This window comes from Hymenobacter sp. B1770 (genome assembly GCF_049896385.1).
In the GTDB taxonomy this organism is placed as follows: domain Bacteria; phylum Bacteroidota; class Bacteroidia; order Cytophagales; family Hymenobacteraceae; genus Hymenobacter.
The window spans coordinates 1-24,465 of the sequence record NZ_JAFCUF010000016.1; the positions used below are offsets into that span (position 1 = coordinate 1).

At 58.9% G+C, this 24,465-nt stretch carries 27 protein-coding genes; 13 read left to right on the plus strand and 14 right to left on the minus strand.

Annotated features, from left to right (window positions below):
* The 6 genes from ACP7AJ_RS20630 to ACP7AJ_RS20655 form a co-directional block, all read right to left on the minus strand.
* Nucleotides 1-359 (minus strand): IS3 family transposase (locus tag ACP7AJ_RS20630; protein WP_426062109.1); only part of this gene is annotated, 359 nt, incomplete at its 3' end.
* A complete protein-coding gene (locus tag ACP7AJ_RS20635) occupies nucleotides 356-658 on the minus strand; it encodes a transposase (protein ID WP_426062110.1) in 303 nt (100 codons plus the stop codon). The genes ACP7AJ_RS20630 and ACP7AJ_RS20635, both read right to left, overlap by 4 nt.
* 107 nt (nucleotides 659-765) lie before the next feature.
* Complete coding sequence (locus ACP7AJ_RS20640; protein ID WP_426062111.1) at nucleotides 766-1,116, minus strand: hypothetical protein; 351 nt, start codon at nucleotides 1,114-1,116, stop codon at nucleotides 766-768.
* A 197-nt stretch (nucleotides 1,117-1,313) separates the two neighbouring features.
* Nucleotides 1,314-2,306, minus strand: coding sequence for an alpha/beta fold hydrolase (locus ACP7AJ_RS20645; RefSeq protein ID WP_426062112.1), 993 nt, complete (start codon nucleotides 2,304-2,306; stop codon nucleotides 1,314-1,316).
* A gap of 44 nt (nucleotides 2,307-2,350) precedes the next feature.
* A complete protein-coding gene (locus ACP7AJ_RS20650) occupies nucleotides 2,351-2,800 on the minus strand; it encodes an SRPBCC family protein (RefSeq protein ID WP_426062113.1) in 450 nt (149 codons plus the stop codon).
* Nucleotides 2,801-2,813: 13 nt separating this feature from the next.
* Complete coding sequence (locus tag ACP7AJ_RS20655) at nucleotides 2,814-3,269, minus strand: peroxiredoxin (protein WP_426062114.1); 456 nt, start codon at nucleotides 3,267-3,269, stop codon at nucleotides 2,814-2,816.
* Nucleotides 3,270-3,407: 138 nt separating this feature from the next.
* Between ACP7AJ_RS20655 and ACP7AJ_RS20660 the strand changes: the two genes are divergently transcribed.
* The 3 genes from ACP7AJ_RS20660 to ACP7AJ_RS20670 all read left to right on the plus strand — a co-directional run bounded on the left by ACP7AJ_RS20660 (nucleotide 3,408) and on the right by ACP7AJ_RS20670 (nucleotide 7,309).
* Nucleotides 3,408-4,106 (plus strand): glycosyltransferase family 2 protein, encoded by a 699-nt coding sequence (locus ACP7AJ_RS20660; RefSeq protein WP_426062115.1) that lies wholly within the window; start codon nucleotides 3,408-3,410, stop codon nucleotides 4,104-4,106.
* A gap of 74 nt (nucleotides 4,107-4,180) precedes the next feature.
* A complete protein-coding gene (locus tag ACP7AJ_RS20665) occupies nucleotides 4,181-5,638 on the plus strand; it encodes a glycosyltransferase (RefSeq protein WP_426062116.1) in 1,458 nt (485 codons plus the stop codon).
* A gap of 279 nt (nucleotides 5,639-5,917) precedes the next feature.
* A complete protein-coding gene (locus ACP7AJ_RS20670) occupies nucleotides 5,918-7,309 on the plus strand; it encodes a glycosyltransferase 87 family protein (protein WP_426062117.1) in 1,392 nt (463 codons plus the stop codon).
* Nucleotides 7,310-7,492: 183 nt separating this feature from the next.
* Here ACP7AJ_RS20670 and ACP7AJ_RS20675 read toward each other — a convergent pair whose 3' ends face one another.
* The 5 genes from ACP7AJ_RS20675 to ACP7AJ_RS20695 all read right to left on the minus strand — a co-directional run bounded on the left by ACP7AJ_RS20675 (nucleotide 7,493) and on the right by ACP7AJ_RS20695 (nucleotide 10,862).
* Complete coding sequence (locus ACP7AJ_RS20675; RefSeq protein ID WP_426062118.1) at nucleotides 7,493-8,137, minus strand: TIGR04282 family arsenosugar biosynthesis glycosyltransferase; 645 nt, start codon at nucleotides 8,135-8,137, stop codon at nucleotides 7,493-7,495.
* Complete coding sequence (locus ACP7AJ_RS20680; protein WP_426062119.1) at nucleotides 8,130-8,660, minus strand: rhodanese-like domain-containing protein; 531 nt, start codon at nucleotides 8,658-8,660, stop codon at nucleotides 8,130-8,132. Before ACP7AJ_RS20680 ends, ACP7AJ_RS20675 begins: the two co-directional genes overlap by 8 nt.
* Nucleotides 8,661-8,720: 60 nt before the next feature.
* A complete protein-coding gene (locus tag ACP7AJ_RS20685; protein ID WP_426062121.1) occupies nucleotides 8,721-9,263 on the minus strand; it encodes a heme NO-binding domain-containing protein in 543 nt (180 codons plus the stop codon).
* A gap of 117 nt (nucleotides 9,264-9,380) precedes the next feature.
* Nucleotides 9,381-10,295 carry an anti-sigma factor gene (locus ACP7AJ_RS20690; protein ID WP_426062122.1) on the minus strand — a complete coding sequence of 305 codons (915 nt, stop codon included), beginning with the start codon at nucleotides 10,293-10,295 and terminating at the stop codon, nucleotides 9,381-9,383.
* A gap of 6 nt (nucleotides 10,296-10,301) precedes the next feature.
* On the minus strand, nucleotides 10,302-10,862 hold the full coding sequence (locus ACP7AJ_RS20695) for an RNA polymerase sigma factor (RefSeq protein WP_426062123.1): 561 nt from the start codon (nucleotides 10,860-10,862) through the stop codon (nucleotides 10,302-10,304).
* Between the two features lie 227 nt (nucleotides 10,863-11,089).
* Between ACP7AJ_RS20695 and ACP7AJ_RS20700 the strand changes: the two genes are divergently transcribed.
* Nucleotides 11,090-12,484 (plus strand): NAD-dependent succinate-semialdehyde dehydrogenase, encoded by a 1,395-nt coding sequence (locus ACP7AJ_RS20700; protein ID WP_426062124.1) that lies wholly within the window; start codon nucleotides 11,090-11,092, stop codon nucleotides 12,482-12,484.
* A 17-nt stretch (nucleotides 12,485-12,501) separates the two neighbouring features.
* Here ACP7AJ_RS20700 and ACP7AJ_RS20705 read toward each other — a convergent pair whose 3' ends face one another.
* The 3 genes from ACP7AJ_RS20705 to ACP7AJ_RS20715 all read right to left on the minus strand — a co-directional run bounded on the left by ACP7AJ_RS20705 (nucleotide 12,502) and on the right by ACP7AJ_RS20715 (nucleotide 15,537).
* Nucleotides 12,502-13,269: a YdcF family protein gene (locus tag ACP7AJ_RS20705; RefSeq protein WP_426062125.1), complete on the minus strand. Its 768-nt coding sequence runs from the start codon at nucleotides 13,267-13,269 to the stop codon at nucleotides 12,502-12,504.
* 34 nt (nucleotides 13,270-13,303) lie between these two features.
* On the minus strand, nucleotides 13,304-13,663 hold the full coding sequence (locus ACP7AJ_RS20710; RefSeq protein WP_426062126.1) for a thioredoxin family protein: 360 nt from the start codon (nucleotides 13,661-13,663) through the stop codon (nucleotides 13,304-13,306).
* A 116-nt stretch (nucleotides 13,664-13,779) separates the two neighbouring features.
* Nucleotides 13,780-15,537 (minus strand): DUF885 domain-containing protein, encoded by a 1,758-nt coding sequence (locus ACP7AJ_RS20715; protein ID WP_426062127.1) that lies wholly within the window; start codon nucleotides 15,535-15,537, stop codon nucleotides 13,780-13,782.
* Between the two features lie 331 nt (nucleotides 15,538-15,868).
* Between ACP7AJ_RS20715 and aspA the strand changes: the two genes are divergently transcribed.
* The 9 genes from aspA to ACP7AJ_RS20760 all read left to right on the plus strand — a co-directional run bounded on the left by aspA (nucleotide 15,869) and on the right by ACP7AJ_RS20760 (nucleotide 24,460).
* Nucleotides 15,869-17,275 carry an aspartate ammonia-lyase gene (gene aspA / locus ACP7AJ_RS20720; protein WP_426062128.1) on the plus strand — a complete coding sequence of 469 codons (1,407 nt, stop codon included), beginning with the start codon at nucleotides 15,869-15,871 and terminating at the stop codon, nucleotides 17,273-17,275.
* A 276-nt stretch (nucleotides 17,276-17,551) separates the two neighbouring features.
* On the plus strand, nucleotides 17,552-18,427 hold the full coding sequence (locus tag ACP7AJ_RS20725) for an alpha/beta hydrolase (protein WP_426062129.1): 876 nt from the start codon (nucleotides 17,552-17,554) through the stop codon (nucleotides 18,425-18,427).
* A gap of 122 nt (nucleotides 18,428-18,549) precedes the next feature.
* Nucleotides 18,550-18,807 (plus strand): aldo/keto reductase, encoded by a 258-nt coding sequence (locus tag ACP7AJ_RS20730; RefSeq protein ID WP_426062130.1) that lies wholly within the window; start codon nucleotides 18,550-18,552, stop codon nucleotides 18,805-18,807.
* Between the two features lie 125 nt (nucleotides 18,808-18,932).
* Entirely contained in the window at nucleotides 18,933-20,531 is a 1,599-nt protein-coding gene (locus ACP7AJ_RS20735) for a protein adenylyltransferase SelO (protein WP_426062132.1), read from the plus strand.
* Between the two features lie 163 nt (nucleotides 20,532-20,694).
* Complete coding sequence (locus tag ACP7AJ_RS20740) at nucleotides 20,695-22,167, plus strand: DNA/RNA non-specific endonuclease (protein ID WP_426062133.1); 1,473 nt, start codon at nucleotides 20,695-20,697, stop codon at nucleotides 22,165-22,167.
* Between the two features lie 24 nt (nucleotides 22,168-22,191).
* Nucleotides 22,192-22,578: a DoxX-like family protein gene (locus ACP7AJ_RS20745; RefSeq protein ID WP_426062134.1), complete on the plus strand. Its 387-nt coding sequence runs from the start codon at nucleotides 22,192-22,194 to the stop codon at nucleotides 22,576-22,578.
* 7 nt (nucleotides 22,579-22,585) lie between these two features.
* Nucleotides 22,586-23,329: a DUF2071 domain-containing protein gene (locus ACP7AJ_RS20750; RefSeq protein WP_426062135.1), complete on the plus strand. Its 744-nt coding sequence runs from the start codon at nucleotides 22,586-22,588 to the stop codon at nucleotides 23,327-23,329.
* A 17-nt stretch (nucleotides 23,330-23,346) separates the two neighbouring features.
* Complete coding sequence (locus ACP7AJ_RS20755) at nucleotides 23,347-24,081, plus strand: class I SAM-dependent methyltransferase (protein WP_426062137.1); 735 nt, start codon at nucleotides 23,347-23,349, stop codon at nucleotides 24,079-24,081.
* Nucleotides 24,065-24,460 (plus strand): hypothetical protein, encoded by a 396-nt coding sequence (locus ACP7AJ_RS20760; protein ID WP_426062138.1) that lies wholly within the window; start codon nucleotides 24,065-24,067, stop codon nucleotides 24,458-24,460. The genes ACP7AJ_RS20755 and ACP7AJ_RS20760 overlap by 17 nt, the downstream gene beginning before the upstream one ends.
* The last annotated feature ends 5 nt before the right edge of the window (nucleotides 24,461-24,465 follow it).

A 24,465-nucleotide genomic window follows, 5' to 3' on the forward strand; every position in this document is an offset into this window, starting at 1 on the left:
TGGCCCAGCAGGCGGTTGGGCGCGGCGCGCACGGCCGCGTCGGACTCGTGGGAGGTAGTGCAAAACGCTCGGGTCGTTTGGGACAGCAAGCCGTGCGCGTGGAGCACGCGGCGGATGCGCCAACGGCCCACGGCATGGCCTTGGGCCTGCACCTCGGCCCGCAGCCGGCGCGTGCCGTAGCGCTGACTGTGATAGGCAAAGGCTTCGCGCACGGCCACTTGCCAGGTGGGCTCGGCCAGTGCCTGGTCCCGCTGTCGGTGCCAGGCGTAGTAGGCGGCTGGGGCCACGCGCAGCACCTGACAGAGCTGGCGCACGGGCACCTGTGCCTGGCGCTGGGCGATGTAGCAGTAGGTGCTCACGGGGTCGGCTGGGCGAAGATGGCCAAGGCTTTTTTTAAAATGTCGAGCTCCTGCTCGGCCCGCTTGAGGCGGGCGCGCAGGGCGCGCACCTCCGGGTCGCGGGCCACTTCCACGCTGCCTACCTCGGCCACGAGCTGCGCTTGCTGCCAGCGGTAAAGCAGTTTGGGGCTGATGCCCAACTCACGGGCCGCGGCCTGCGTGCTGCGGCTCTCGCTGGCCAAGCGCAGGGCCTCGGCCTTAAACGCCTCGTCGTATTTGCGTCGTTGATCGGGCGACGACCCGCTCTTTTTAGCTGTCATAACAGAAGAAATATACGTCCTTCTTCTGTCCGGCATTCCTAAACCACCTCACAACACACAGCACTATGGCATACTGTTCACGAAAACGGTCGGAGATGAAACGAGGGTTAATACTCGTGCATGGCCCCGTTACTGATGACATGGTACACCCAATAGCAGGCCGTCAAGAAGTAAAATAGCATGAACGCCAGGGTGAGGCTTGAAGGCTTCTTCCGGTATACGACCAGCATCCCAAATGCACGGGCTCCGTGCACCAGCAGCAGCAGAACGCTGGTGACTAGCCCGAAGAAAATGCCATCGTCATTGTAGTACTGGTGCGCAATCGGTCCGTACTGCAGCTTGTAGGGCGAACAGAGAAGCCAGAGATACAACGCCACTAGGGTGGACAGCACATACCCCACAACCCGCAGGGAAGGGGTTACGGCCCCATCCTCGCTGCCGGCGGGGTCGTTTATCAAGTCGTTGTGAGGAGTTACGATAGTAGTTCCTGATTCAGGGGTGCAGAGCAGCAATCTTTCGAAGACAGAAAAGCAGCCAATGCACCTAACAGTGTTCAAAAAAACAGTGATTTGAGTAGTGTGCACCCCCTTCGCAAGCTGCAAACATCCATTAATAACACATGAAAAACATGACTTATAGCTCAGCTATTTACGTGTTATTTTAAAAAAGCCAGCAGCACTTGGTGAAACTTCGCCGTTGCCTCCAGGTGCGGAATGTGACCAATATTCTTTAGCTCCACCAGCTTGGCGCCTTTAATCTGCGCGGCGGTGCGGCGGCCCAGCGCCGGGTACTGCCCCATTTGAGCCAGCACTTTGGGGTCTTTAATTAAGCCTTTGCCCACTACCGTGCGGTCTTCCTGGCCAATAATGAGCAGCGTGGGCACTGTGATGCGACTAAACTCATGGCTCACCGGCTGCTGGTAAATCATGTCAAAAGTGAGGGCATTGGCGCGGGCGACTTTGGCGAAGTCGGGGCTGCGCGTTTGGGCGGCGAAGGGTAGCAGCCACTGGTCGTGCGCAGTGGGGTAGCCGTTGGGATAGTACGTCGCGTGGTATTTGCGGATGCTGGCTTCGGTGCTTTTCAGCTCGCCGGCTTCAGCTTGGTCTACGCTTTGAAATGGCACGCCCATGCGATAATCCTCCAGGCCGATGGGGTTTTCGAGCACCAGCTTTTCGGTGGTTTCGGGGTACATTAGAGCGAAGCGGGTGCCGAGCATGCCGCCCATGCTATGGCCTAAGATGACGGCTTTTTTCACGCCCAATGTGTCGAGCAGTTGCCTGGTATTGCGGGCCAGCTGATGGAAGGAATAGTGGATATCGGCTTTATCTGACTTACCGAAGCCAATCTGGTCGGGTACTACTACCCGGAAGCCTGCCGCCGTGAGTGCCTTGATGGTCTCGCGCCAATAAGCCCCAAAGAAATTTTTGCCATGCAGCAGCACGATAGTGCGGCCGTTGGGGCTGGCCGTGGCGGGCACATCCATATAGGCCATGCGCAGGGCCTGTCCCTCAAGCTTCAGCGGCAATATCTTAACCGGAAAAGGATACTCGTAGCCGTCGAGCGTGGCGTTGAGTGGAGCAGTTTGGGCTTGGCCGGCAGTGGACGCGAGTAGTAATGGCAACAGTAGCAGCAGAAAGAATCGGAGCATGGAAGGCAAGTAATTGATGCTTATTGATTACGCAAAATCCAAGGTTAACGCTCGAGCTGCTCCTTTAGGAACTCATTACGGGCCGTGAGAAGCTGGGTGAGGTAGTTGGTCAAAAACAGCCTTTCGACCCATTGCCCCACAATTCCGGCCGGACTACTGAACTCAAACACGTCGCGCACGCGGGTACCAGTTGGAACGGCCTCGAAATAATGGTCGTGGCACAGGGTGCGAAAGGCTCCTTCTACCAGTTCATCCCGAAAATGGTGTGGCGGCGAAGCGGCCGTTATACGCACCGTTAGCCGCTGTCGAAAGCCAAAATGCCGTCCCTCCCACGTCACCACATCACCGAGTTGCAACTGGCCCGTAGTGGGCCCCGCCACAACCCGTTCTCCAGTCTGCCGCGTTGAATCGAGATGAGCCTGCACGTTCATTGCCAAGGCATAACATGCCGAGGGCGGGGCTTGCACCAGCATTTCCAGTTCGATACGCGGCATGCGAGCTGAAGCACTAAGCCGGTAAGCCTTCCAGCACCTCCTTGGTCTTGCTTACGTGGTCGACGGCCCCACTCAAGGAATTAAAGATATACTGTATAATGCCATTCTTATCTATCACATACGTGACACGGCCCGGCAAAAGGCCCAGCAACGCCCGGGGCACTTCGTAGAGTTTACGCACATCGCCTTTTTCATCGGCCAGCAGCTGAAAAGGCAGGTTGTGTTTGGCAGTGAACTTCTGATGCGACTTCTCGCTGTCGGAGCTAATGCCGACTACTTCAGCGCCGAGGTCCTGGAAGTCCTCGTACTGGTCGCGAAAGCTGCAGGCCTGGGCCGTGCAGCCGGGCGTATCGTCTTTGGGGTAGAAATAAAGTACCACGTGCCGCCCTCGCAGCGCCGAGAGGCGGAACGTGCCGCCGGTGGTGGTTTTCAAAGTAAAGTCGGGAGCGGGTTGGCCTACCTGAAGCATGGTCGAGTTTAATGGATAACAGCCGCAAAGTTGCAGCACCGTGCTGCTTTACGGCGGCGGCGGCATCTTTGTGGTGCGGTTGGCGCGTGCTGTCCGGCATTTTGGTTTGCTGCGGGCCGGTTCCGCGTTTAAGTTTTCATGGTTCATCCCCGCATTAGCGTCATTATTCCGGCTCACAACGAGGCCAAGGCCATAGGCCTGGTACTGGCAGAAATTCCGACCAGCCTGGTACAGGAAGTTGTAGTGGTTGATAATAATTCTTCCGATGATACCAGTGCGGCCGCCCGGGCGGCTGGGGGCACCGTGCTGCATGAGTCCCGCCCCGGCTATGGCTACGCCTGCTTGGCAGGCATGGCCTACGTATTCGGCAAGCCTCAATCCGAACAGCCCGAAATCGTCGTATTTCTTGACGGCGACCATTCTGATTTTCCCGAACAAATGCCCGAGTTGCTGGCTCCCCTACTGCAAGGCACCGCCGACATGGTCATTGGCTCGCGGGCGCTGGGCACACGCGAGCGTGGGTCGCTCCTCCCTCAGCAACGTTTTGGCAACTGGCTTGCGTCGCGGCTGCTGCGCCTGCGTTACGGTGGCACAGTCACCGACTTAGGGCCCTTCCGGGCCATTCTCGCCCCTGCCCTGCTTGGCCTCAATATGGAAGACAAAACCTACGGCTGGACGGTAGAGATGCAAGTGAAAGCCGCCCGCCAGGGCTTGCGCACCGTGGAGGTGCCCGTGCGCTACCGCAAGCGCATTGGCACCAGCAAAGTGTCGGGCACGGTGCGCGGCACCATCGGGGCCGGCTATAAGATTTTATGGACCATTTTTCGGTATTGGTAAGCGCCCGGCCGCTTCTGTGCTGCTACTTTCTAGCAAACGTTCTCTGTGTTTTTGGTCTCTAGTTTCTGTTACTGATGCCGTTGCTGCCCCTTTTGCTTGTGGTGCTGTACGGTATGTGCCTGCTATTTATCATCTGCTTCAGCCTGGGGCAGTGGCAGCTCACGCGCCTGGCGCGCCGCGCCTATGCTGGCCCTCCAACACCCCTGCCGTCAGCGCCCGCCAGCTGGCCCAAGGTCACGGTGCAGCTTCCGCTCTACAACGAGCAAAACGTGGTAGAACGGGTGATTGACGCCACGGCCGCGCTCGACTACCCCGCCGACCGCCTGCACATTCAGGTGCTCGACGATTCGACCGACGCCACTGTGGGCCTGGCCGCGGCGCGCGTAGCCCACCACACTGCACAAGGCTTGCATATCAGCCACGTGCGCCGCCCTGGCCGCGAGGGCTACAAAGCCGGCGCCCTGCGCCACGGCCTGGACGAAACGGATGGTGAATACATCGCCATTTTCGACGCGGACTTTGTGCCCACGCCGGATTTTCTGCGCCGCACGGTGCCCTACTTTCTGCAGGATGAGCGGGTGGGTGTGGTTCAAACCCGCTGGGGGCACCTTAACCAGGACGAATCGCTACTGACCCGCCTGCAAGCCTTCGGCCTCGATGCGCACTTTCTCATCGAGCAGGTAGGCCGTACGTTCGCGGGCTTTTTCATCAATTTCAACGGCACCGGGGGCGTGTGGCGCCGCAGCTGCATTGCCGATGCCGGTGGCTGGCACACCGACACACTCACCGAGGACCTGGACCTGAGCTACCGCGCCCAGCTGCGCGGCTGGCGCTTCGTGTACCGCCCCGAAATCATTGCGCCCGCCGAGCTGCCCGCCGTGATGGACGCCCTCAAGTCGCAGCAATTCCGATGGACCAAGGGCGCGGCCGAAACGGCCCGCAAGCACCTGGGCACCATGTGGCGCTCGTCGCAGCCGCTGGCCACCAAGCTGCAGGCCACGTTTCACCTACTCAACAGCAGCGTGTATGTGGTCATCATGCTCATGGCCTTGTTGAGCGTGCCGCTGGTGTTTGTGCGGGCCGACTACCGCGAGTTTCAACTAGTATTCCAGTTGGCTTCGGTGTTTTTGCTGGGCTTCGCGCCACTCATTTATTACTACTATACGGCGTGGCAATTGGCCCAGCCCGCCAACAAGACGCGGTTGTATCCCGGATTTTTCCTGCTGTTTCTGTCGGTGTCGATGGGCCTGGCGCTGCACAACGCCCGGGCAGTCATTCTGGGCTGGATGGGCCAGCGCACGCCCTTTGTCCGCACACCCAAAACCGGCAGCAAGGGCCGCGCCAAGCGGCGCTACCGCACAGGGGGCGTGGGTCTGCTCGTGGTGCTGGAAGGGGTTTTAGCGGCATATTTTGCCTTTGGTCTCGGGGCCGGAATATATTTTGGCGATGTGGGCCTGCTTCCTTTCCACACCCTGCTCACCTTTGGGTTTGCGGCCGTGTGCTATTATTCGGTGCGCCATTCGCAGCAGTAGCATGGCGGAAATTTTCAGACTGCAATTCATCGAAACTCAGTGGTGAATCAAGCATGCAGCTTCCAGGTGATTTTTTTCACGCATTGCTCCCCTTTATATGACTATCACCCGTTAGGAACCTACCGGACAACACCTTCTTGGCAAACAGACCGTCATGCGGAGCTTGCCGAACCATCTCTACTTCACGTTTGAGTTACTCTCGTGGTAGAGATGCTTCGACAAGCTCCGCATGACGGTCTGTTTATTTTTTCGGATAAACCCTAAATCACCTTCGCATTTATGCTTCCATCGTTTTCCCAAGTGGCAGCGTTGCTGGTTTCCGGTGCGGCGTACGCGGGCCTGGCCTACGCCACCCCACGTGAAAACTTCGGACAATTGGTGGGCTTATTTGCGGCGGCCCTGCTTGCCTACGCGTGGTTGCTGCGCAGCCAGCTTACCTGGCGCTGGGGCTTGGCCGCGGCCCTAGTGTTCCGTCTGGTGTGGCTGCCCGCCACACCAGCCCTCTCCGACGACGTGCACCGCTTTCGTTGGGACGGCCTCTTGGTTGCCAACGGCGTGAATCCTTTCCAGTTCCGGCCCGATGAAATCATTGCCGACGGGGCACGCACGGCCATCCAAGATGAGCAAAAGCGGAGTCAGGCATTGCCCGAGCTGCAACAGTTGTACCGCCTCCTCAACTCCCCGCATTATTACTCGGTGTATCCGCCAGTTTGCCAGTTTGTGTTTGGAGCCGCTGCCCGCGCCTTTCCAACTTCCGACGTCGGCTTTGTTGGCAGCCTACGTGTACTCATACTACTAGCGGAAGCCGGGGTAGCGTGGCTGCTGCTAGCGCTGCTGGCTGGGCTGGGCGGCCGACCCGAGCAAGCGCTGCGATACCTGCTCCACCCCTTGGTCATTGTGGAGCTCACCGGCAATCTGCATTTTGAAGGACTGGTACTGGGCTGCCTGCTGCTGGCCTTGTGGCTACTGAGCCGAGGCCGCTGGATAACTTCGGCAGTGGCCTTGGGGCTGGGCGTGGCCACCAAGCTCCTGCCCCTGCTGGCGCTGCCACTGCTGGTGCGGCGGCTGGGCTGGCGGCGGTTTTTGGGTTATGCCGCCATTTGCGGCGGCACGCTGGTGCTGCTCTTCAGCCCGTTTCTTTCGGTGGAGTTATTTATAAACATCAGCCGGAGCCTCAACCTGTATTTCCGCAGCTTCGAGTTCAATGCCAGCATTTACTACCTGCTGCGGCCCGTAGGTATCTGGCTCACTTCCTACAATCAAATTGCCATAATCGGCCCGGCGTTGGCGCTGCTCAGCGCTCTTTTGGGGCTGGTACTGGCGTGGCGAGAACGCCGTCCTGGCTTGGCTACCTTGCCGCAAGCTTTGCTCCTGCTGCTCACGGTTTATTTCGCGCTGGCCACCACGGTTCACCCCTGGTACCTGACTTTGTTGATTGGCCTCAGTGCGCTCTCGCGCTTCCGCTACCCGCTCGTGTGGGGCGGCATGGCCGTGCTTTCCTACGCCGCCTACCAAACCACGGCTTACACCGAAAACTTACTGCTGGTCGGCTTGGAGTATTTTGTAACGTTGGTGGTGCTAGTCTGGGAGCTTTTCCGGCAGCCCAAGGGAAATCATGCGCCAGCTGAAAATTCAGACACTATTCCCACAGCCAATTCGGTAGTTAAGTAAACTTAAATCCTATCCGAAAACACCTTCTCTGCGAGTAGAACGTCGTGCTGCTGCTACACGGTCATGCTGAGCTTGTCGAAGCATCTCTATCGCTCAACTAACCTCAAATACTGGGATTACTTGCTCGGTAGAGATGCTTCGACAAGCTCAGCATGACCGTCCATTTATTTTTCGAACAGGTTCTTAAGATGCGCTGCGCCACGCCTCCAGGTCGGCGGCAGTGTCCACGTCGTGCAACTCCGGCAAGAAGGCCACTCGCGACCCCAGGCGTTCGGCATCGGCCACGGTGTCCTTTAGCACCGACTCTGTACTCCACGCTTTGTTGAGAAAAAGCTCGGGGTGTGGCCGGCTAAGCCCCAGCAAGTAGTAGCCCCCGTCGGTTGCGGGGCCCAGCACTACTTCATGGTCGGCTAGCAAGGCAAAGGCTTGAGTTAAATGCGTATCGCGCAAGCCCGGGCAATCGGTGCCGATGATAGCCACGCGCTCCGCTCCTGCCGCAAAAGCAGCTGCAAAAGCGGCGGTCATGCGCTGCCCCAAATCACCAGGCTCCTGGCAGCGGGTAGGCATGCCATTCCACTCCAGGGCCTCGGCAGCGGTAGGCTCCGGGCCAGCAGTGTCGGCCATCCAAACCGTGGTGGGCACCCCTGATTGCGTTATGGCCGTGCGCGTGATGGCCAACAGCTCCTGGTAAATAGCCAAGGCAGCTTCTTTTCCAATGCCCGCCGCCAGTCGGCTTTTCACTCGCCCCAGAGCAGGCACCCGCGCAAATACCAACAAATGGTTTTCCTGTGGCGAAGCATCAGCCTCCGCCAAGTATATATCACTCATATACTTTTTGTCCATTTTTTAGCCACGGGCTCCATAAAGCCGAGTATGGGTGCACGTTATGGGTCCGCCCCTGGGCATTGTAAACCGGGTAATTCTGGTTGACCCACTCAAACAGCCCGCCATACAAATTGCGGACGTTTTTAAAGCCCAAAGTGTACAGGCGCTCGCCCAGCCGCTCGCTGCGGTAGCCCACCGAGCAGTACACCACCACCGGCTGGCTGCGGTCGAGGCCCACGAATTTTTCCGCGGCCAGCGAGTCGTAGTTCACGAACCGGGCCCCGCGCAAATGGCTCACCTTAAATTCGGCCGGGCTGCGGGCATCGAGCAGTTGCGGAGAACTAGGCTTGCTCATTTCCAACACCAACTCAACCGGCTTTATGGTGGGCACGGTGTTGCGGTACACAGCCTTGAGCATCCGGTCGTAGGTGGGGCTGGTCACGCCCGAGTTACCGGGCTCAGCTTGCCCGCACGCACTTAGCGCAAACAAGCTGAAGCAGGTAAATGCGACGTGTTTTAGGAGCATAAAGCCGCTGATTTAAGGAGCTGGGTTTCTACAAAAAAGAGGTTCGCTGATTGCTTTTGGTCAAGCAGTGCGGCGTACGTGAATGTGCACCCGCTCCCCATTTTCTGAAGTAGTAGGCATTACGTCAATGCGGTCGGCTTCGTCGTAATAATTAGCCAGGCCTCGCACAATGCCAACGGCCAGCCCGCTCATGCGGCGGGGCGACACGTACTCAATCATCAGCTCGTTTTCATTGATGCGGGTGACTTCGAGCACGGGCGGCGCGTTTTTGCTGTGCTCCTGGCGCACTTGCTTATGCATGGTCATTTCCGTGTGCTCAATCATGTCGAGGGTTTTCCACTCGGGTCGCACCAGCTTCTGGTACATGTACATGAGGTCTGGCACCAGGTATTCGCCAAATTTCTCATGAAGCTCTTCGGCTGGTATTCCGGTCATTTCGGCGGCGCGGCCCACCAGGGCATACACGTGCTCGTCGGGATAAACCGTTTTGTGGTCAAACTCAATCTTATCAAGGCCCGAAAGCTCAACAAGCTTAACCCAGGTACTGTGGTCGTACTGGGTTTGCACGTAGCGTTTTAGCAACGTAATAATAGAACCGTGCATGGGCTATACTAACTGGTAAAAAGGAAAGGCGTTAAAACAAAATTACCGCTTGCTAGCTAATTTAGCTAACAAGCGGTAACTACTGGCACCCTAATGATGCTTTAGCCGAACGCGGCTTTAGATATTACCGACCACGGTCATGGTGCTTAGCGTGGGGTTAACACTGCCACCTTCGGGCTCCACCGTCATGGCAAAGGCTTGGGCACTGCTGATGTCTTTCATGGCCTGCAGGCCTTCGCCCGAGACCGTGGCGGCGGCGAGCACACCGGCATCTACGGGCTTGCCATTGTCGAGGGCCCACAGCTGATACTGCTTGCCCGCGGGCAGCGCTGGCAGGTTTTTCACGTCGAGATACACCTTGTGGGTGGCGGGGTTGAACAGCACCCGGGCCCGGGCCTGGGGAGCGGTTTTGGTGCCCGCCAGGGCCACCGTGCGGAACTCGTCGCTGCGGAGCACCTGGTTTTCCTGACGCAATTCGCCGAGCTGCTTGTCCATCACCGTAGTGGTTTGGGCAAACCGGGCCTGGTCATTTTGCAAGGCCACCAGGTCATTGCTGGCTTCCTTCCATCGGCTGTAAAACAGCGCGTTGGCACCAAGGCTTAGCAGCAGCGCCACCGAAGCAGCCATTGCCCAAATGGAGCGACTGGCGGGCTCGGCCACCGGAGCCGACGACATGGGACGAACAACGGCTTCGGGAGCAGTACCCGATGGCTGAACAGCAGCAGGCGCACTTTTTTGGGTATTGGCGCTGGCCTTCGCCAGGGCATCGACATCGGCGCGCAGTGCGCTGCCTGGGGCCGAAATCTGGGCCATTACGTTGCCCAGCACCCGTTCCCGCATGCCTGCGGGTGGAGTGATGGCGTGCGCTTCGGCATAAAAACCCAGGGCCGTCTGAACTTGTTCCAACTCTTCCCGTATGGTCGGATGGCTTGCTGCGTGTGCTTCAACGGCAGCTTGCTCGGCTGCCGTGAGCTGTCCCAGAGCGTATTGCTCCAGAATGCCCGATTCTATATATTCTTGGATATTTTCCACGATGGTTCAGCGAATAAGTTTGCTAAGGACTTTGATGGCGGTGCGGGCGCGGGTTTTCACCGTTCCCAGAGGAATGTTAAGCTCCTCCGCCACTTCACTCTGAGTGAAGCCCTCGAAATAGAGCAGGTCGATAATCTGGCGCTGCTCAGGAATTAGTTTCTGGGTTATTTCCTGCAAGCCAATATGCTCCGGTCGGAAGGTGGTGGGCGCGGCTTGGCGTTGCGCTATTAGACTATCGTCCAGTCCCTGAGTATGGCTACCTACGCGGTGCTGCCGCGAGCGGATTTTATCGATGCTGAGATTTCGGCAAATGTTGAGAACCCACGTGAATAGCCTCCCCTTGCTGGCGTCGTAGCTGGCAAACGCGTGCCATATCTTGATTAAGGCCTCTTGCAGTACGTCTTGGGCCTCGTCCTCGGCCTTCACGATGCGGAAGATGACGCCGTAGAGCGCCGACGAGTACCGCTCGTAGAACAAGGTCATGGCCGATTCGTCGCGGGCTTGCAGCCGTCTGACGAGTTCTGCCTCGGCGGCAGGTGGCAGGGATATGAGGGGAGTATCGGACACAGTAGTGACAGAAAGTGAATGATGAAGCCGCGACCGGCACCATGCTAAGCGCACGAAAATACAGTAAGCAGCGCAATTGAGACCCTAAGGTGCAACAGTTCGTAACCGTACTACCATTGCACAAGTTGAAGGTTTACCGGATGCGCGCGCCTCACCCGCTTTTTGGCGCCGTCTGCCGTACATGATTCTACTCCCGCTTTTCTTTCTACCCCCCTTCCCCACCCGCCATGCCTATCGAATCTTACAACCCGCATACCGGCCGTGTATTGCGTCGTTTCTCCGCGTACACCTGGCCCAAAACCGAACGCATTCTTGACCAGGCCCACCGGGCCGCGGCCAAATGGCAAACCACCTCCTTTGCGCACCGGGCCGAAATCCTGCGCCGCGCGGCCGAGTTGCTCCGCGAGCGGCAGGACGACCTGGCCCGCCTTATGGCCCTGGAAATGGGCAAGCCCGTGACCGACGGCCGTGCCGAAGTGCAGAAATGCGCCAGCTGCTGCGAGTACTACGCCGACCATGCCGAGGAATTTCTGGCCGACGAAATCATTAAAACCGACGCCAGCCGCAGCTTCATCAGCTACCAGCCATTAGGCGTGGTGCTGGCCGTAATGCCCTGGAACTTCCCATTGTGGCAGGTAATTCGCTTTGCCGCCCCGGCCCTGATGGCGGGCAACGTGGGCCTGCTGAAGCACGCTTCCAACGTGCCCCAGTGCGCACTGGCCCTCGAAAACATTTTTCATGACGCAGGCCTGCCGCCCGCATGCTTCCGCACGCTGCTCATTGGCTCCGACCTGGTGGAGAAGCTGCTGACCGACGACCGGGTGCGGGCCGCCACCCTCACCGGCAGCGAAGGCGCCGGGGCATCGGTGGCCGCCATTGCGGGGGCTCAAATCAAGAAAACTGTGCTGGAGCTGGGCGGCTCCGACGCCTTCATTGTGCTGGCCGATGCCGACCTGGAGCTGGCCGCCAAAACCGCCGCTCAGTCGCGCATGATAAACAGCGGCCAGAGCTGCATTGCGGCCAAGCGCTTCATTGTAGAAAAGCCGGTGGTTAAGGATTTTATCAGCCTCATGAAAACGCATTTGCTGGCCATGCGCCCCGGCGACCCGCTCGACGAATCCACCCAATATGGACCCCTTGCCCGGCCCGACCTTGCTGATGAGCTCACCGGGCAGGTAGAAGACTCTGTGGCCCAAGGCGCCAAAGTGGAGTTGTTTGGCGGCCAGGCGAAGCCTGGCACGGCCTTGTTTCGCCCCATGATTCTATCGAATATCAAACCCGGACAGCGGGCTTATGCCGAGGAGCTATTTGGCCCCGTGGCCCTGGTGCTGGAAGCTAAAAACGCCGATGATGCCGTGCGCCTCGCCAACGACTCCCGCTTTGGCCTGGGCGCCGCGGTGTGGACCGCCGACGCGGCCAAAGGCGAAGCCATGGCCCGGCAGATAGAGAGCGGCGCTGTGTTTGTGAACGGCTTGGTAAAATCTTCGCCGGAGCTGCCGTTTGGCGGCGTTAAAAAGTCGGGCTACGGGCGCGAGCTGTCGTACTTGGGCATACGAGAGTTCGTCAACCAGAAGTCGGTGTGGATAGGAAAGAAAGTGGAGGTAAAGGATAAAACGGAATAAACCCCGTTACGTCCCCACTACAAATACCCCATCACTTTATACGTTAGCCAGCCGGCTACTTCGTGCACCAGAATGCTCAGGTTTGCCAGGGCCTGGGGGCTGGGCACGAGCCAATAGGCCGGTGTGCTGAGCCGGTCGGTGCTGAGGAAGCCGGCCGGTACTGCGAGGGGTTGAAGCCCTGCCTTCCGGAAACAGCCCAGTGCCCGCCGCTGGTGGAAAGCGGAGGTAACGAGCAGCAGGGTATCCAGTTCGGGACTGGCCGCTATCAGCTGTTTGGTGAAGAGGGCATTTTCGCGGGTGTTGCGGCTTCGGGCTTCCTGCAGAATGTCGCGCTGCGGCACACCCGCCAGCCGCAACAGCGTGGCCAGCTCAGTTGCCTCCGCATTGGCCTTGTCGAGCACCGCGCCCGACCCGCCCGATATAATGATGCGCCGGACACGCCCCGCCCGGTACAGCCACAGCGCGTTGGTGAGCCGGTCGGCCCCGCGGCCCAAGTATACCCGGTCGTGTGGAGATTTATCTACTTCCGTGATGCCGGTGAGCAATACGGCAGCATCGGCTCGGGCGGGCAAGGCAGCCAGCGGCACGGGGGGGTGCTCCCAGGCCAGCAGGGCCTCATTCACCAGCGCGGGATTGGTAGTGAGCAAGGCCAGGGCCAACGCGGCCCCCAACCATTGGCGTTGGCGCCGGGGCTGCCGGGCAAGGAACGCTGCCAGCAGCAGGGCTAGCAGCCACACCGTGGGCAGCAACACAAAGTCGAGAATCTTGGAGAGCAGAAAAAACACGCCCAAAGGTAGCGGGCCCTCCCGCCGCGAACGGCTACGCGGTGTGGGGCATCAGCGCGCGCAGGCGAGCAAGTTGGGCCTCCACATCGGCTTCGGTATGGCGGGTGTCGCACTCTACAACACGACCCTGGCAGTAGCTTACAAAGAAAGGCGCCGCGCGCTCATTCATGAGCTGCCTGGCCACGGGGCTTTGGTCAGCGTCGAGGCGCAGAAACAAAATGCCTTCGTAGGCCTCATCATCGGCAAACCTGGCGAAGCTGGGACCCAGCATTTCACAAACCGGACAATTATCGGCGGTAAACTTGGTAAATACTTTCAGCCGTTCGTGGGTAAGCCGGCGCAGCCCGGCATCGTCCGTATCAAGCACCACGTCTTTCCGTAAGAAATCAAACATATACAAGCAAATTGGTCCTCGGCAACCCGCAGTTGAACGGGGGTGGAGTCCACACAAACTTCATCCCAAAATGATTCCTTTGCGCGGCACGCTGCCGTATGCAATAGATGGGCGTTTTACTGCGGCAGCATCAGCTCGCGGATGTACTTCACCGGAGCACTGCCATAGCTGAGGAATTTCTCATGAAATGATTTCAAGTCAAACGCCTTGCCTTGCTTCTGTTTCAGCTCTTCGCGCAGGGCATAAATTTCGGTATAGCCCGTAAAATAGCTGCTCAGCTGCACTTGGCTGAGGGTGGCGCGCAGCCACTTACCGCGGGCTTCGGCTTCCTCCTGAAAACCGTCGCGGCGCAGCAGGGTCACGATGTCGTTTTCGCTGGCGTTGTCGACCTGAATCATGTGGTCGATAATGGTATTAAGCGTTACGCGCATATTCCACTTGTCCCAGAGCAGCCACATTTCGTCGGAGTTATTGCCGTAGCCGTTTTCCAGCATCATGCGCTCGGCGTACACGGCCCAGCCCTCAATCATGGCGCCGTTGCCGAAGATGCTTTTCACGAGCGAGGGCGAGCGGTTGGCATACACCAGCTGCGTGTAGTGGCCGGGAATGGCTTCGTGGATATTGAGAATTTGTAGGGTGTAATCGTTGTACTCGCGTAGGTAGCTTTCGGCTTGGGCTGGCGTCCAGTCGGCCGGAATGGGCTCCACGTTGTAGTAGGTGTTGGCGTTGGTGTCGTAGGGGCCGGGCGCCGAAACGCTGGCGCCCGCGCCGCTGCCACGCATGTAGAGCGGGGTTTCGCGTACCACCAGCGGCTTGCTGGGGTCCTGGGTGAGGAGCTTTTTGTCGTTGACGAAAGCCACCAGCGTGGGAATCTGGCGCTTCACGGCATCCACGAATCCGTCGCGCGGGGCATGCTTCAGCGTCAGCTGATTGACTACAGCCGTAATCAAGGTCAGGGTGTCGGCGGGTGCTTTTTGGCCGGGGAAGTACTTCGGGTACAGGCGGGCGGCACGGCGTTCCATGTCGTGCAGCAGCTCGGCCTTGTGCTTCAGTGCTTCCTGGTAGATTTCATCGGCCGTGAAATGAGCTTGAATGTCGTAGGCAAACTTCTGGTTGTACAGCTCTCGCCCGATGCGGAACGAGCGAAACTTGCCCTTCGGCAGCACATCGTTTTTCAGAAAGTCGATGTAGCCCTGCACGGCCTGGCGGGTGCTGGCAATGCGCTCGGTGAGGGTTTTCTTTTCCTGCTCTGTCAGGCCGGATTTGCGAACAGAATCAGCCAGGGCGGCGCCGAATACGGCGAGGCCGCCGGCATTCTGCTTCATGGCCAGCTCGGTGTGCTCGCGGGTGGGATTGCTGATGTTGGCCCGGGCGGCAGCGTAGTAAGCCGGGGCGTGGCTGATTTTATCGGAGATGTTGCGCAGGCGTCGGTCGAGGCGGAAGTGCCGGCCGTTGAGCAGGTCGCCCACCGAGGCCCCCAGGTTGTAGCTGGCGGGGTTCCACTGCCAGTTCTTGAGGGTATCGGCGTACCAACGGTTGGCGCGCAGCTCGTTGCGCAGCAGGCGCAGGTCAATCTGGTTGTTGGGCGAAAGGCTGTCGAGCGCAAACCTGTTCAGTGCGGCCAGGTGTTGCTGGCTGAAGGCGGCATCGCGCTGGCGCTGGGCCGCGTCGGGTATCACCAGCAGCGAGTCGTATTTGTGGTAGCCTGCCCAGGAAGCCGCTTCGGGGTTGTGCCGCCACAGTGCTTCAATAAATTGGCCTTTGAAGGCATCGAAGCGGCTGTCGCCGGCGGCTGCGCCCGCAGAGTCAGACTTATCGGCTTGGGAGCAGCTGGCCACGGTTAGGGCCAGCAAGGGCAAGTAACGAAATTTCATGGATGATGAATAATGGTATCTGGTGGTTACAGAAAAGTCATATTATCGCAGCACGCTCGCAATCGCAGAACGTCATGCTGAGCTTGTCGAAGCATCTCTACTACGAGAGTAACTCAAACGTGAGGTAGAGATGCTTCGGCAAGCTCAGCATGACGTTCTGCGATTGCGAGCGTGCTGCGCTCTGCTTGACAGACTTCAATAAAACGCTCTGCTAACCCAACCTGCCCCAAAGGAACACCGCAAACCGGATACGTTGCAGACCTGAGCCGTAGGTTTGCCCCAAACACTGTCCATTCCATATTAACTCATCAATCCCACCCGCCCTATTTACATGACAACTTTCCGTACAGAACACGATTTTCTTGGTGAACGCATTCTCCCCGACACGGCCTACTATGGCATTCAGACACTGCGGGCCCTTGAGAACTTTTCCATCACTGGCATCCCCATCAACGCGGAGCCGCTATTTGTGCAGGCACTGGCCTTCGTGAAAAAAGGCGCGGCCCTGGCCAACCGCGACCTGGGTGTGCTCGACCCTACTATTGCCGAGGTCATCGTGATGGCCTGCGACCGGGTGGCAGCTGGGGAGTTCAACGACCAATTCCTGACCGACATGATTCAGGGAGGCGCGGGCACGTCGGTGAACATGAACGCCAACGAAGTCATCGCCAACGTTGCCCTCGAAATCATGGGCCATCAAAAGGGTGACTACGACTACTGCCACCCCAACAACCACGTCAACTGCTCGCAAAGCACCAACGACGCCTACCCCACCGCCTTCCGCATTGCACTCAACAACAAGCTGGTGGGCTACCGCGAAACCCTGGGCAACCTAGCCGACGCCTTTGCCTACAAGGGCGATGAGTTTCAGAACGTGCTCAAAATGGGCCGCACCCAGCTCCAAGACGCCGTGCCCATGAGCATGGGCGACGAGTTCAGGGCCTTCGCCACCAACCTGCGCGAGGAGCTGCTCCGCATCGACGACTCCCGTAGCCTCATCAACGAAATTAATATGGGCGCCACCGCCATCGGCACCCGCGTCAATTCGCCCGATGGCTACCCCGAACTCGTGACCGAATACCTGCGCACCATCACCGGCCTCAACCTGATTTTGGCGGGCGATTTGTTCGAAGCCACCTACGATACCGGCGCCTACGTGCAGCTCTCCGGCGTGCTCAAGCGCACGGCAGTGAAGCTCTCCAAAATCTGCAACGACCTCCGCCTGCTTTCCTCCGGCCCGCGCTGCGGCTTCAACGAAATCAACCTGCCGCCGCTGCAGCCCGGCTCCAGTATCATGCCCGGCAAAGTGAACCCCGTGGTGCCCGAAGTGGTAAACCAGACGGCCTTTTACGTCATCGGCGCCGACCTTACCGTGACCATGGCGGCTGAGGGGGGCCAGCTCCAGCTCAACGTGATGGAGCCTGTCATTTCTTTCGCGCTGTTCACCTCCATTTCTTACATGACCAACGCCTGCCGCACACTCAACGAGAAGTGCGTGGTCGGCATCACCGCCAACGTGGCCCACGCCGAAGCCTTGGTGCGCAACAGCATCGGCATCGTCACGCAGCTCAATCCCGTTATCGGCTACGAGGCCTCGGCCGAAATTGCCAAGGAAGCCCTCAAGACTGGAAAGTCGGTACACGACATTGCCGTGACCGAACGCCAGCTCCTAACCCAGGATAAATGGGACGAGATATTCACCTTCGAGAATCTGATTCGGCCGGTGTTTATCCAGTAGCGCGAACTTTGCCTGAAAACCTATTGGGTTTAAGTTTTTCTTGCCAGGAATTTACCTGAAACGTCGTACTAAAAAAGGCAGACTTAACGGTTGCGCGCCGTCTGTCATGCTGAGTTTGCGAAGTATCTTATGTCCGACGAACGAATGGTTCTGACGTGATAAGATACTTCGCAAACTCAGCATGACAGACGGCGCGATTAGCAACGTCGTAATGCCCAAAAGCACGAAGTTTTCTCATTCCAATACAGTTACTGTATTTCGCGTTTGACATTTGCTATGCCACGTCTCTTGCTCCTCGCGCTTCTCTTTTTCGCTACTACTGCTGCGGCTTCTGCGGCCAAAGTGGATACCCTGGCCATCCCCAGCGCGGCCATGAACAAGACCTACCGCGCCGCCGTGGTTACGCCCGCCTCCTACGCCAAAAACAAGAAAGCCAACTACCCTGTGCTTTACTTGCTGCACGGCGCCTACGGCCACTTTGCCGATTGGCTGAAAAGCACGCCGGATAAACTACTGGTGCATCGTCTGGCCGACCAATACAACGTCATTATCGTGATGCCAGAAGGTGAAACCTTCGCCTTCTACCTCGACAGCCCGGTGAACCCCGGCAGCCAGTTTGAAACCTACCTGACCAAGGAGGGTATTCCTAAAATTGACCAGCGCTACCGTACCATCCGCGACCGCAAGGGCCGCGTCATCAGCGGCCTGTCGATGGGCGGGCACGGGGCGCTCTATCTTTCCGCTCGCCACCCCGAGCTATACAGCGCCGCCGGCAGTATGAGCGGCGCCCTCGATTTACAAAGCATCAACCGCAAGCTCTCGCCCGAAGCTGCTGCCCAGCGCGCCCAGCTATGGGCGCCCGTCCTCGGTGCCGAAACTGCCAACCCCGAGCGCTTTGCGGCTAACTCCGTGGTCAACCTAGTCGACCAGATGCAGCGCAACGGCCTGCCCCTCATCATAGACTGCGGCATCGACGACGGCCTCCTCGAAATCAACCGCGAAGTGCACCGGCGACTGCTCTACAACCATACCCCCCACGACTATACCGAGCGGCCCGGCGCTCACACTTGGGAGTACTGGCAGAACGCTCTGCCCTACCAAGTGTTGTTTTTGCACGCGGTGCTAAAGGCAAACGGAGCTGCCGTGCTGTAGCGGGTTTGCTAAGCAGGAAACTTGCCGATGCGAGTCAGTTGACCAAAAATCTCTCTGGTGAATGCTGAAGGTCATATGCGGTAACTGACCAACATAAGTCCCCGGCAAGGTCTTTAGAAGACGTGCTCGATGAGCTGGCCGCCGAAACCGAAAAAACCGTGGCGCAAGTGGCTCTGAACTGGCTGCTACAGCGCCCCACCGTCACCAGCCTCGTATTCGGGGCTCGCAACGAGAGCCAGCTTCGCCAGAACCTGGGCACCGTGGGCTGGAACCTCACGCCGGCCCAGGTGGCCCGTCTCGACGCAGCCAGCGATACGCCGGCCGTGTACCCCTACTGGCACCAGCGGCGCTTTCCCATGCTCAAGGCTTCGCTGCTTTAGCAGCCCTGCGCGCAGCCGAATGCGCAGTCTTCAGCCTAACCTCAGCAGGAACTTGCGGGCCCAATTATCGTTTGCTCCTAAACAGGTGTCATTTCCGGCCCCTGCCTTTCCAACTTGTACTTCTGATGCCTACCCAGCAACTACACGAAGCCGAATTTAAGAACAGTCTGGTTGATGAGCTGCGCGGCGAAATTGCGCCCAATGCCCGCCCCCGCCAAGTGCCCGGCTACACCTATTCCCGCATCAACCCAACCCCCGTACGCGACCCGCACCTCCTGGCTTGGGCCGATGACCTGGGCAAATTCCTAGGCCTGGAAAAGCCTGCCGAGCGCGGCCCCACCGTAGACGCCCTGGCTGGCAACTTGGTCACCGAAAGCATGAAGCCGTTTGCCGCTCGCTACGCCGGGCACCAGTTTGGCAACTGGGCTGGCCAGTTGGGCGACGGCCGCGCCATTTCCCTGGGTGAGCTGACCGCTACCGACGGCAGCACCTGGGAGATTCAACTTAAAGGTGCTGGCCCCACGCCTTACTCGCGCCGCGCCGACGGCCGCGCTGTGCTGCGGTCTTCGCTGCGGGAGTTTGTGTGCAGCGAGGCCATGCACTACCTGGGCGTGCCCACCACGCGCGCGCTGAGCTTGGTGGCCACTGGCGACCTGGTGGTGCGCGATATGTTTTACAACGGCAATGCCCGGCCCGAGCCCGGCGCCATTGTGGCCCGCGTGGCCCCCACATTTATCCGGTTCGGAAACTTCCAGATGATGGCAGCAGCCGGCGAAATCGACAATCTGCGCGCCTTGGCCGACTACACCATTTTGCACCATTACCCGGAGCTGGGCCCGCCCTCGCTGGAAGTGTACGTGAAGTGGTACGAGGAAATCTGCCTGCGCACGGCCGTGATGGTAGCGCACTGGATGACGGTGGGCTTTGTGCACGGCGTTATGAACACCGATAACATGTCCATCCTCGGCCTCACCATCGATTATGGCCCTTACGGCTGGCTCGAGCCCTACGACCTTGACTGGACCCCCAACACCACCGATTTTGGCCAACGCCGCTACGCCTTTGGCCAGCAGCCCCAGGTAGCCCTGTGGAACCTGGCCCGCTTGGCCGAGGCGCTAGGCCCGCTGGTGGGCGACGTGGAAAAGATGCGGCCGGGCCTGGATGTGTACACGACCACCTTCGAGAGTACCCGCCAACAGATTTTGATGAAAAAGCTGGGTCTCACGGCCCTCCAACCTGAGGAAGACGCGCGCCTGACCGGTGGGCTGCTGGAGGCCCTGGCTGAATCGGAGGTGGACATGACCATCTTCTTCCGTCAGCTTTCGCACATTGCACCGGAGCTGCTAGCCACCCCCAACGGTGCAGACGACCGGTTTCAGGAGCTGCTGGCCGCGGCCACTTATGTCCCGCTGCCCACCCCCACCCACGCGCCGCTACTCAAGTGGCTTGGCCAATACCTAGTGCGCTTGCGGCAAGAACCAACCAGCCCCGAAACCATAAAAGCCGGCATGCTGCGGGCCAATCCCAAGTACGTACTCCGTAATTACATTGCGCAAAAAGCCATCGAAGCTGCGGAAAAAGGCGACCTGAACTACCTGCACACGCTGATGAAGGTGCTCAAGCATCCTTTTGATGAGCAGCCCGAGCACGAAGAGTTTGCTGCCAAGCGTCCCGAGTGGGCCTGGGACATGCCCGGCTGCGCCACCCTTTCGTGCAGCTCGTAGCAGCCTGCTACTAGGTGGCTGACTGTTCAGAAGCTGTTTGCCTTTTTGCGCTGTCGTCTTCACCAAGTCTTCCCGCCCCGATTAGAAAAGTCCTCCGGTCCTGCCCGAGGACTTTTTTCGTTCCGGCCATTGCCTGCCAGGTTCATTCCCTACTTTCGCGTTCATGCGCGCTACTTTCTTGCTCTTGCCTCTGGCCTTGTGGGCTTGCTCTCAACAATCGGCCGAAAACTCCACCACCCAGCGGCCCGCCGCCAAGCAGGCCGTGCTGCAAAAGGAGGCGGCTCCGTTTCCCGAAACCTTCGAGGCCGGCAGCAAGGGCGCATACACCGAGGCCGACGAGCCCCTGGCCACAGGCCCCTGGCATTTCACCGATGCCCTCATCGGCAGCAGCCCCCAAGACCACAAAAACGGCGAGCGCGCCGCGCGCCTGCACCACCTGGGCCGGGTCGGAATGAACTTTGATGCGGCGCCCGGGGTGCAGCGCATCAGCATCAGCGCGGCGGCGTATGGCCAGGACGGGCCCAGCACCTGGGAGCTGTGGCTGAGCCGCGACGGCGGCCGCACCTTCGTGCGTACCGGGCAGCCCGTTGTCAGCAGTGGGCCAGCTCTGGTACCCCACGTGTTTGCCGGCAGCGCCAACGTACCCATCCGCCTGGAAATCCGCAAAACGGGCGGCGCCAAGAACCGGCTCAACATTGACGACATCGTGCTTGAAACGGCCAACGGCCCGGCCGTGGCCGCGCGTAATGGCGGGGTAGCAAGTGGTTATTTTGAGAACCGCAACGCCCCCCAACCGGCCGGCACCCGCTCCGCTCCTACGCCATCCAACACCCGCCAGGCCCCCACTACTGCCGGCGCCCTGCTCCCCAGCACTTCGGCCGATAACCTCGCGCTCGGCAACCCGAGCGGCGCTACTTCCAACCCGGCCAACGCCTCAAACTACCTGCTTGTTCACCCTGCTTTTAGCATTGGCTACCACGGCACGCGCGGCATTCCCACCTGGGTAAGTTGGCACCTGGGCCGCGGCGACATTGGCAAGGCGCCGCGCCAAAACGATTTCCGGGCCGACGCCGCCTTGCCCCGGCAATTCTATCAGGTGTCGCCCGCCAGCTATAGCCGCTCTGGCTTCGACAAAGGCCACAACTGCCCCAGCGGCGACCGCACCGCCGACCTCGATGCCAACTCGGCCACCTTCCTCATGACCAACATGGTGCCCCAGGCTCCGCGCAACAACCAGCAAACCTGGGCTCAGCTCGAAGAGTATGGCCGCGCCCAGGTGCAGCGCGGTCAGGAAATCTACATCATCATGGGCAGCTACGGCCGCGGCGGCACTGGTTCCAACGGCTTCGCCACCACCCTCGACCAGGGCCGCGTGACCGTGCCCGCCCGACTTTGGAAGGTCATGGTCATCCTCCCCGAAGGCACCAACGACCTCCAGCGCATCAGCACCGACCCCAACGTGCGCGTGCTGGCCATCGACACGCCCAACGACAACAGCGTGGAAGCCGATTGGCGCAAATACCTGACTTCGGTTGATAAGATTGAAGCGGCGACGGGTCTGGATTTACTCAGCACCCTGCCTCAGGAAAGCCAAGCCCGCCTGCAAAAGCTGGTGGATAGCGGCCAGCGCCGCTAAGCTCTCCCCGTATTTTATCAGCTCATGACGGTCGTTCAAGCTCCTTCCCGCGCCCTCCTGTACTTCATTGCATTGGTTTGGTTAGCCAATGGTCTGCTTTGCAAAGTGCTTATGCTGGTGCCACGCCACGAAGCCATTGTGGCCCGCATCCTAGGCCCGGAACACGCGAGCTTGCTCACGCAACTGATTGGATTATCTGAAATCGGAATGGCCATTTGGGTCATCAGCGAAATAAAAAGCCGGTGGTGCGCGCTGGTACAAATAGAACTCATTATCTCCATGAATGCGCTGGAAGCTTGGCTGGCCCCCGACCTGCTGTTGTGGGGCCACGCCAACGCGTTATTTGCCGGATTGTTCTGCTTGCTCATTTACTATCATACCTTTGGTTCAGTGCGCATGTCTCCGCGCTGAACCCGGTATGCTGTCTTGGCTTAAAACCCATCCATTTCCCATAGAGGCACATTTTGAGCACTCCTTGGTGCTCACCTTCGCCGCGCCGGTCGCCGAGATTCAAGCCTTGCTTCCGGCCCCTCTGGTAGCCGATACGTTTAATGAGCAGTGGGGCTTTCTGGCCGTGGCACTGGTGCAAACGCGAAGCCTACGGCCCAAAGGTTTTCCCAGCTGGCTCGGTCAGGACTTCTACTTGATTGGGTATCGGGTTTTTGTTCGCTATCCATCGCCTAGCGGCAAACGCTTGCGGGGGCTCTACATTCTTGGCTCCGAAACGGATAAGAAACGCATGGGCGTGCTGGGCAATCTGCTCACCCATTACCGGTACAACACCACCGATATTGTGCAGCGTGATAATGCCGGAAGCTTTGAAGTGCATTCTGAAAAGTCGAATTTTCAGGTCACTCTGGCCGCGGAGGCCGACAAAGAGGTGCAGTTACCCACTGAGTCACCTTTCGCTGGATGGCACGAAGCCCGCCGCTTCGCCGGACCGTTGCCCTTTACTTTTTCAGTGGACTCCGAGGCGTCGCGCCTGCTCATTGTGGAAGGTGTGCGCCAAAACTGGCGGCCTCAGCCCGTGGCGGTTGCTAATTACCACGTTGGCTTCTTTGACCGATTCAATCTAAGCAAACTGGTTCTGGCTAATGCGTTTATGCTGCGCAACGTGCCCTACCATTGGAAAAAAGGACGCGCCGAATCATGGACCCGATAAGAAAACCGTTTCAGGGAGTGCGAAACATTGTCCGCTTCAACTGGCACTTTTACGCCTTTGCCTTTACGCTGGCAGCAATCCTTGGCCTCATTTTGGTGGCGGGCCCGGTGGCCGTCAGAAGCTTTGCTGGGGTTGGATTGGGGTTACTGCTGGCGCCAGTTTTCGCCTCGTTAGCGGTTTCTACCTACGTCTACGACCTATCTGATTTATACCGGCTGACCTGGCTGCCGCCTACGTCGCTTGCCAGCCCAGCACTGCTTACCGTGAACGCGGGCTTCGACGAAATCAGCCCTTCACTCCAACTTAAATATGCTGCCAGCAGCCTGCTTGCCCTCGATTTTTATGACCCAGCCCGCCACACCGAAATTTCAATTCGGCGTGCCCGGCGGGCCTACGCGCCCTTTCCAGGCACCTGCCAGGTCGACGCCCGCGCTACCCTGCCGCTGGCTGATGATTCCATCGATTTTGCCTTTGCCTTCATGGCGGCCCACGAAATTCGGGATGCCAGCGAACGAGCGGATTTTTTCCAGGAGCTCCGGCGCGTGACCAAGAGCACCGGCCTGATAATCGTGACCGAGCACTTGCGCGACCCAGCCAATTTCCTGGCTTACGCCATTGGTTTTCTTCATTTTTATTCGCGCAATGCGTGGCTATCGACCTTCCGCAAGGCCGGACTTGAGTTGCGCCGAGAAATAAAAATCACTCCATTTGTCACCACCTTTCTGCTGAGCAAAAATGAAGGGACAGCTTGAGTTAATCGGTTTCTTGCTGGTTTTGCTGGCAATTCTCCACGCGCCCTTTGCCCGGTATTTCAACTGGCGCCACGAGTTTGCGGCGGTGAGCCTGATAAACCGGCAGATGATGTACGTGCACACGTTCTTCATAGCCTTCACAGTGCTGCTGATGGGCCTTTTGTGTCTCACTTCATCCCTTGAGCTAATAGGCATCTCACTTGGCCGCAAAGTCGCATTGGGGTTTGGTGCGTTCTGGTTGGCCAGGCTAATTATCCAGTTCTTCGGGTACTCTACAAAGCTTTGGCGAGGCAAGCGCTTCGAAACCGCCGTACACGTGGTTTTTTCGCTGTTATGGGCCTATTTAAGCACGATTTTTACGTTGGTTGGTCTGAGCTAAATCTT

What these genes read in the sequence shown, in the direction of transcription:
- ACP7AJ_RS20745 (WP_426062134.1), top strand. Translation starts at nt 22,192, where the DNA reads ATGACGGTCGTTCAAGCTCCTTCCCGCGCCCTCCTGTACTTCATTGCA.
- ACP7AJ_RS20665 (WP_426062116.1), top strand. Translation starts at nt 4,181, where the DNA reads ATGCCGTTGCTGCCCCTTTTGCTTGTGGTGCTGTACGGTATGTGCCTG.
- ACP7AJ_RS20710 (WP_426062126.1), bottom strand. Translation starts at nt 13,663, where the DNA reads ATGTTTGATTTCTTACGGAAAGACGTGGTGCTTGATACGGACGATGCC.
- ACP7AJ_RS20685 (WP_426062121.1), bottom strand. Translation starts at nt 9,263, where the DNA reads ATGCACGGTTCTATTATTACGTTGCTAAAACGCTACGTGCAAACCCAG.
- ACP7AJ_RS20660 (WP_426062115.1), top strand. Translation starts at nt 3,408, where the DNA reads ATGGTTCATCCCCGCATTAGCGTCATTATTCCGGCTCACAACGAGGCC.
- ACP7AJ_RS20735 (WP_426062132.1), top strand. Translation starts at nt 18,933, where the DNA reads ATGCCTACCCAGCAACTACACGAAGCCGAATTTAAGAACAGTCTGGTT.
- ACP7AJ_RS20655 (WP_426062114.1), bottom strand. Translation starts at nt 3,269, where the DNA reads ATGCTTCAGGTAGGCCAACCCGCTCCCGACTTTACTTTGAAAACCACC.
- ACP7AJ_RS20750 (WP_426062135.1), top strand. Translation starts at nt 22,586, where the DNA reads ATGCTGTCTTGGCTTAAAACCCATCCATTTCCCATAGAGGCACATTTT.
- ACP7AJ_RS20725 (WP_426062129.1), top strand. Translation starts at nt 17,552, where the DNA reads ATGCCACGTCTCTTGCTCCTCGCGCTTCTCTTTTTCGCTACTACTGCT.
- ACP7AJ_RS20680 (WP_426062119.1), bottom strand. Translation starts at nt 8,660, where the DNA reads ATGCTCCTAAAACACGTCGCATTTACCTGCTTCAGCTTGTTTGCGCTA.
- ACP7AJ_RS20645 (WP_426062112.1), bottom strand. Translation starts at nt 2,306, where the DNA reads ATGCTCCGATTCTTTCTGCTGCTACTGTTGCCATTACTACTCGCGTCC.
- ACP7AJ_RS20650 (WP_426062113.1), bottom strand. Translation starts at nt 2,800, where the DNA reads ATGCCGCGTATCGAACTGGAAATGCTGGTGCAAGCCCCGCCCTCGGCA.
- ACP7AJ_RS20670 (WP_426062117.1), top strand. Translation starts at nt 5,918, where the DNA reads ATGCTTCCATCGTTTTCCCAAGTGGCAGCGTTGCTGGTTTCCGGTGCG.
- ACP7AJ_RS20715 (WP_426062127.1), bottom strand. Translation starts at nt 15,537, where the DNA reads ATGAAATTTCGTTACTTGCCCTTGCTGGCCCTAACCGTGGCCAGCTGC.
- ACP7AJ_RS20760 (WP_426062138.1), top strand. Translation starts at nt 24,065, where the DNA reads ATGAAGGGACAGCTTGAGTTAATCGGTTTCTTGCTGGTTTTGCTGGCA.
- ACP7AJ_RS20700 (WP_426062124.1), top strand. Translation starts at nt 11,090, where the DNA reads ATGCCTATCGAATCTTACAACCCGCATACCGGCCGTGTATTGCGTCGT.
- ACP7AJ_RS20740 (WP_426062133.1), top strand. Translation starts at nt 20,695, where the DNA reads ATGCGCGCTACTTTCTTGCTCTTGCCTCTGGCCTTGTGGGCTTGCTCT.
- ACP7AJ_RS20635 (WP_426062110.1), bottom strand. Translation starts at nt 658, where the DNA reads ATGACAGCTAAAAAGAGCGGGTCGTCGCCCGATCAACGACGCAAATAC.
- aspA (WP_426062128.1), top strand. Translation starts at nt 15,869, where the DNA reads ATGACAACTTTCCGTACAGAACACGATTTTCTTGGTGAACGCATTCTC.
- ACP7AJ_RS20675 (WP_426062118.1), bottom strand. Translation starts at nt 8,137, where the DNA reads ATGAGTGATATATACTTGGCGGAGGCTGATGCTTCGCCACAGGAAAAC.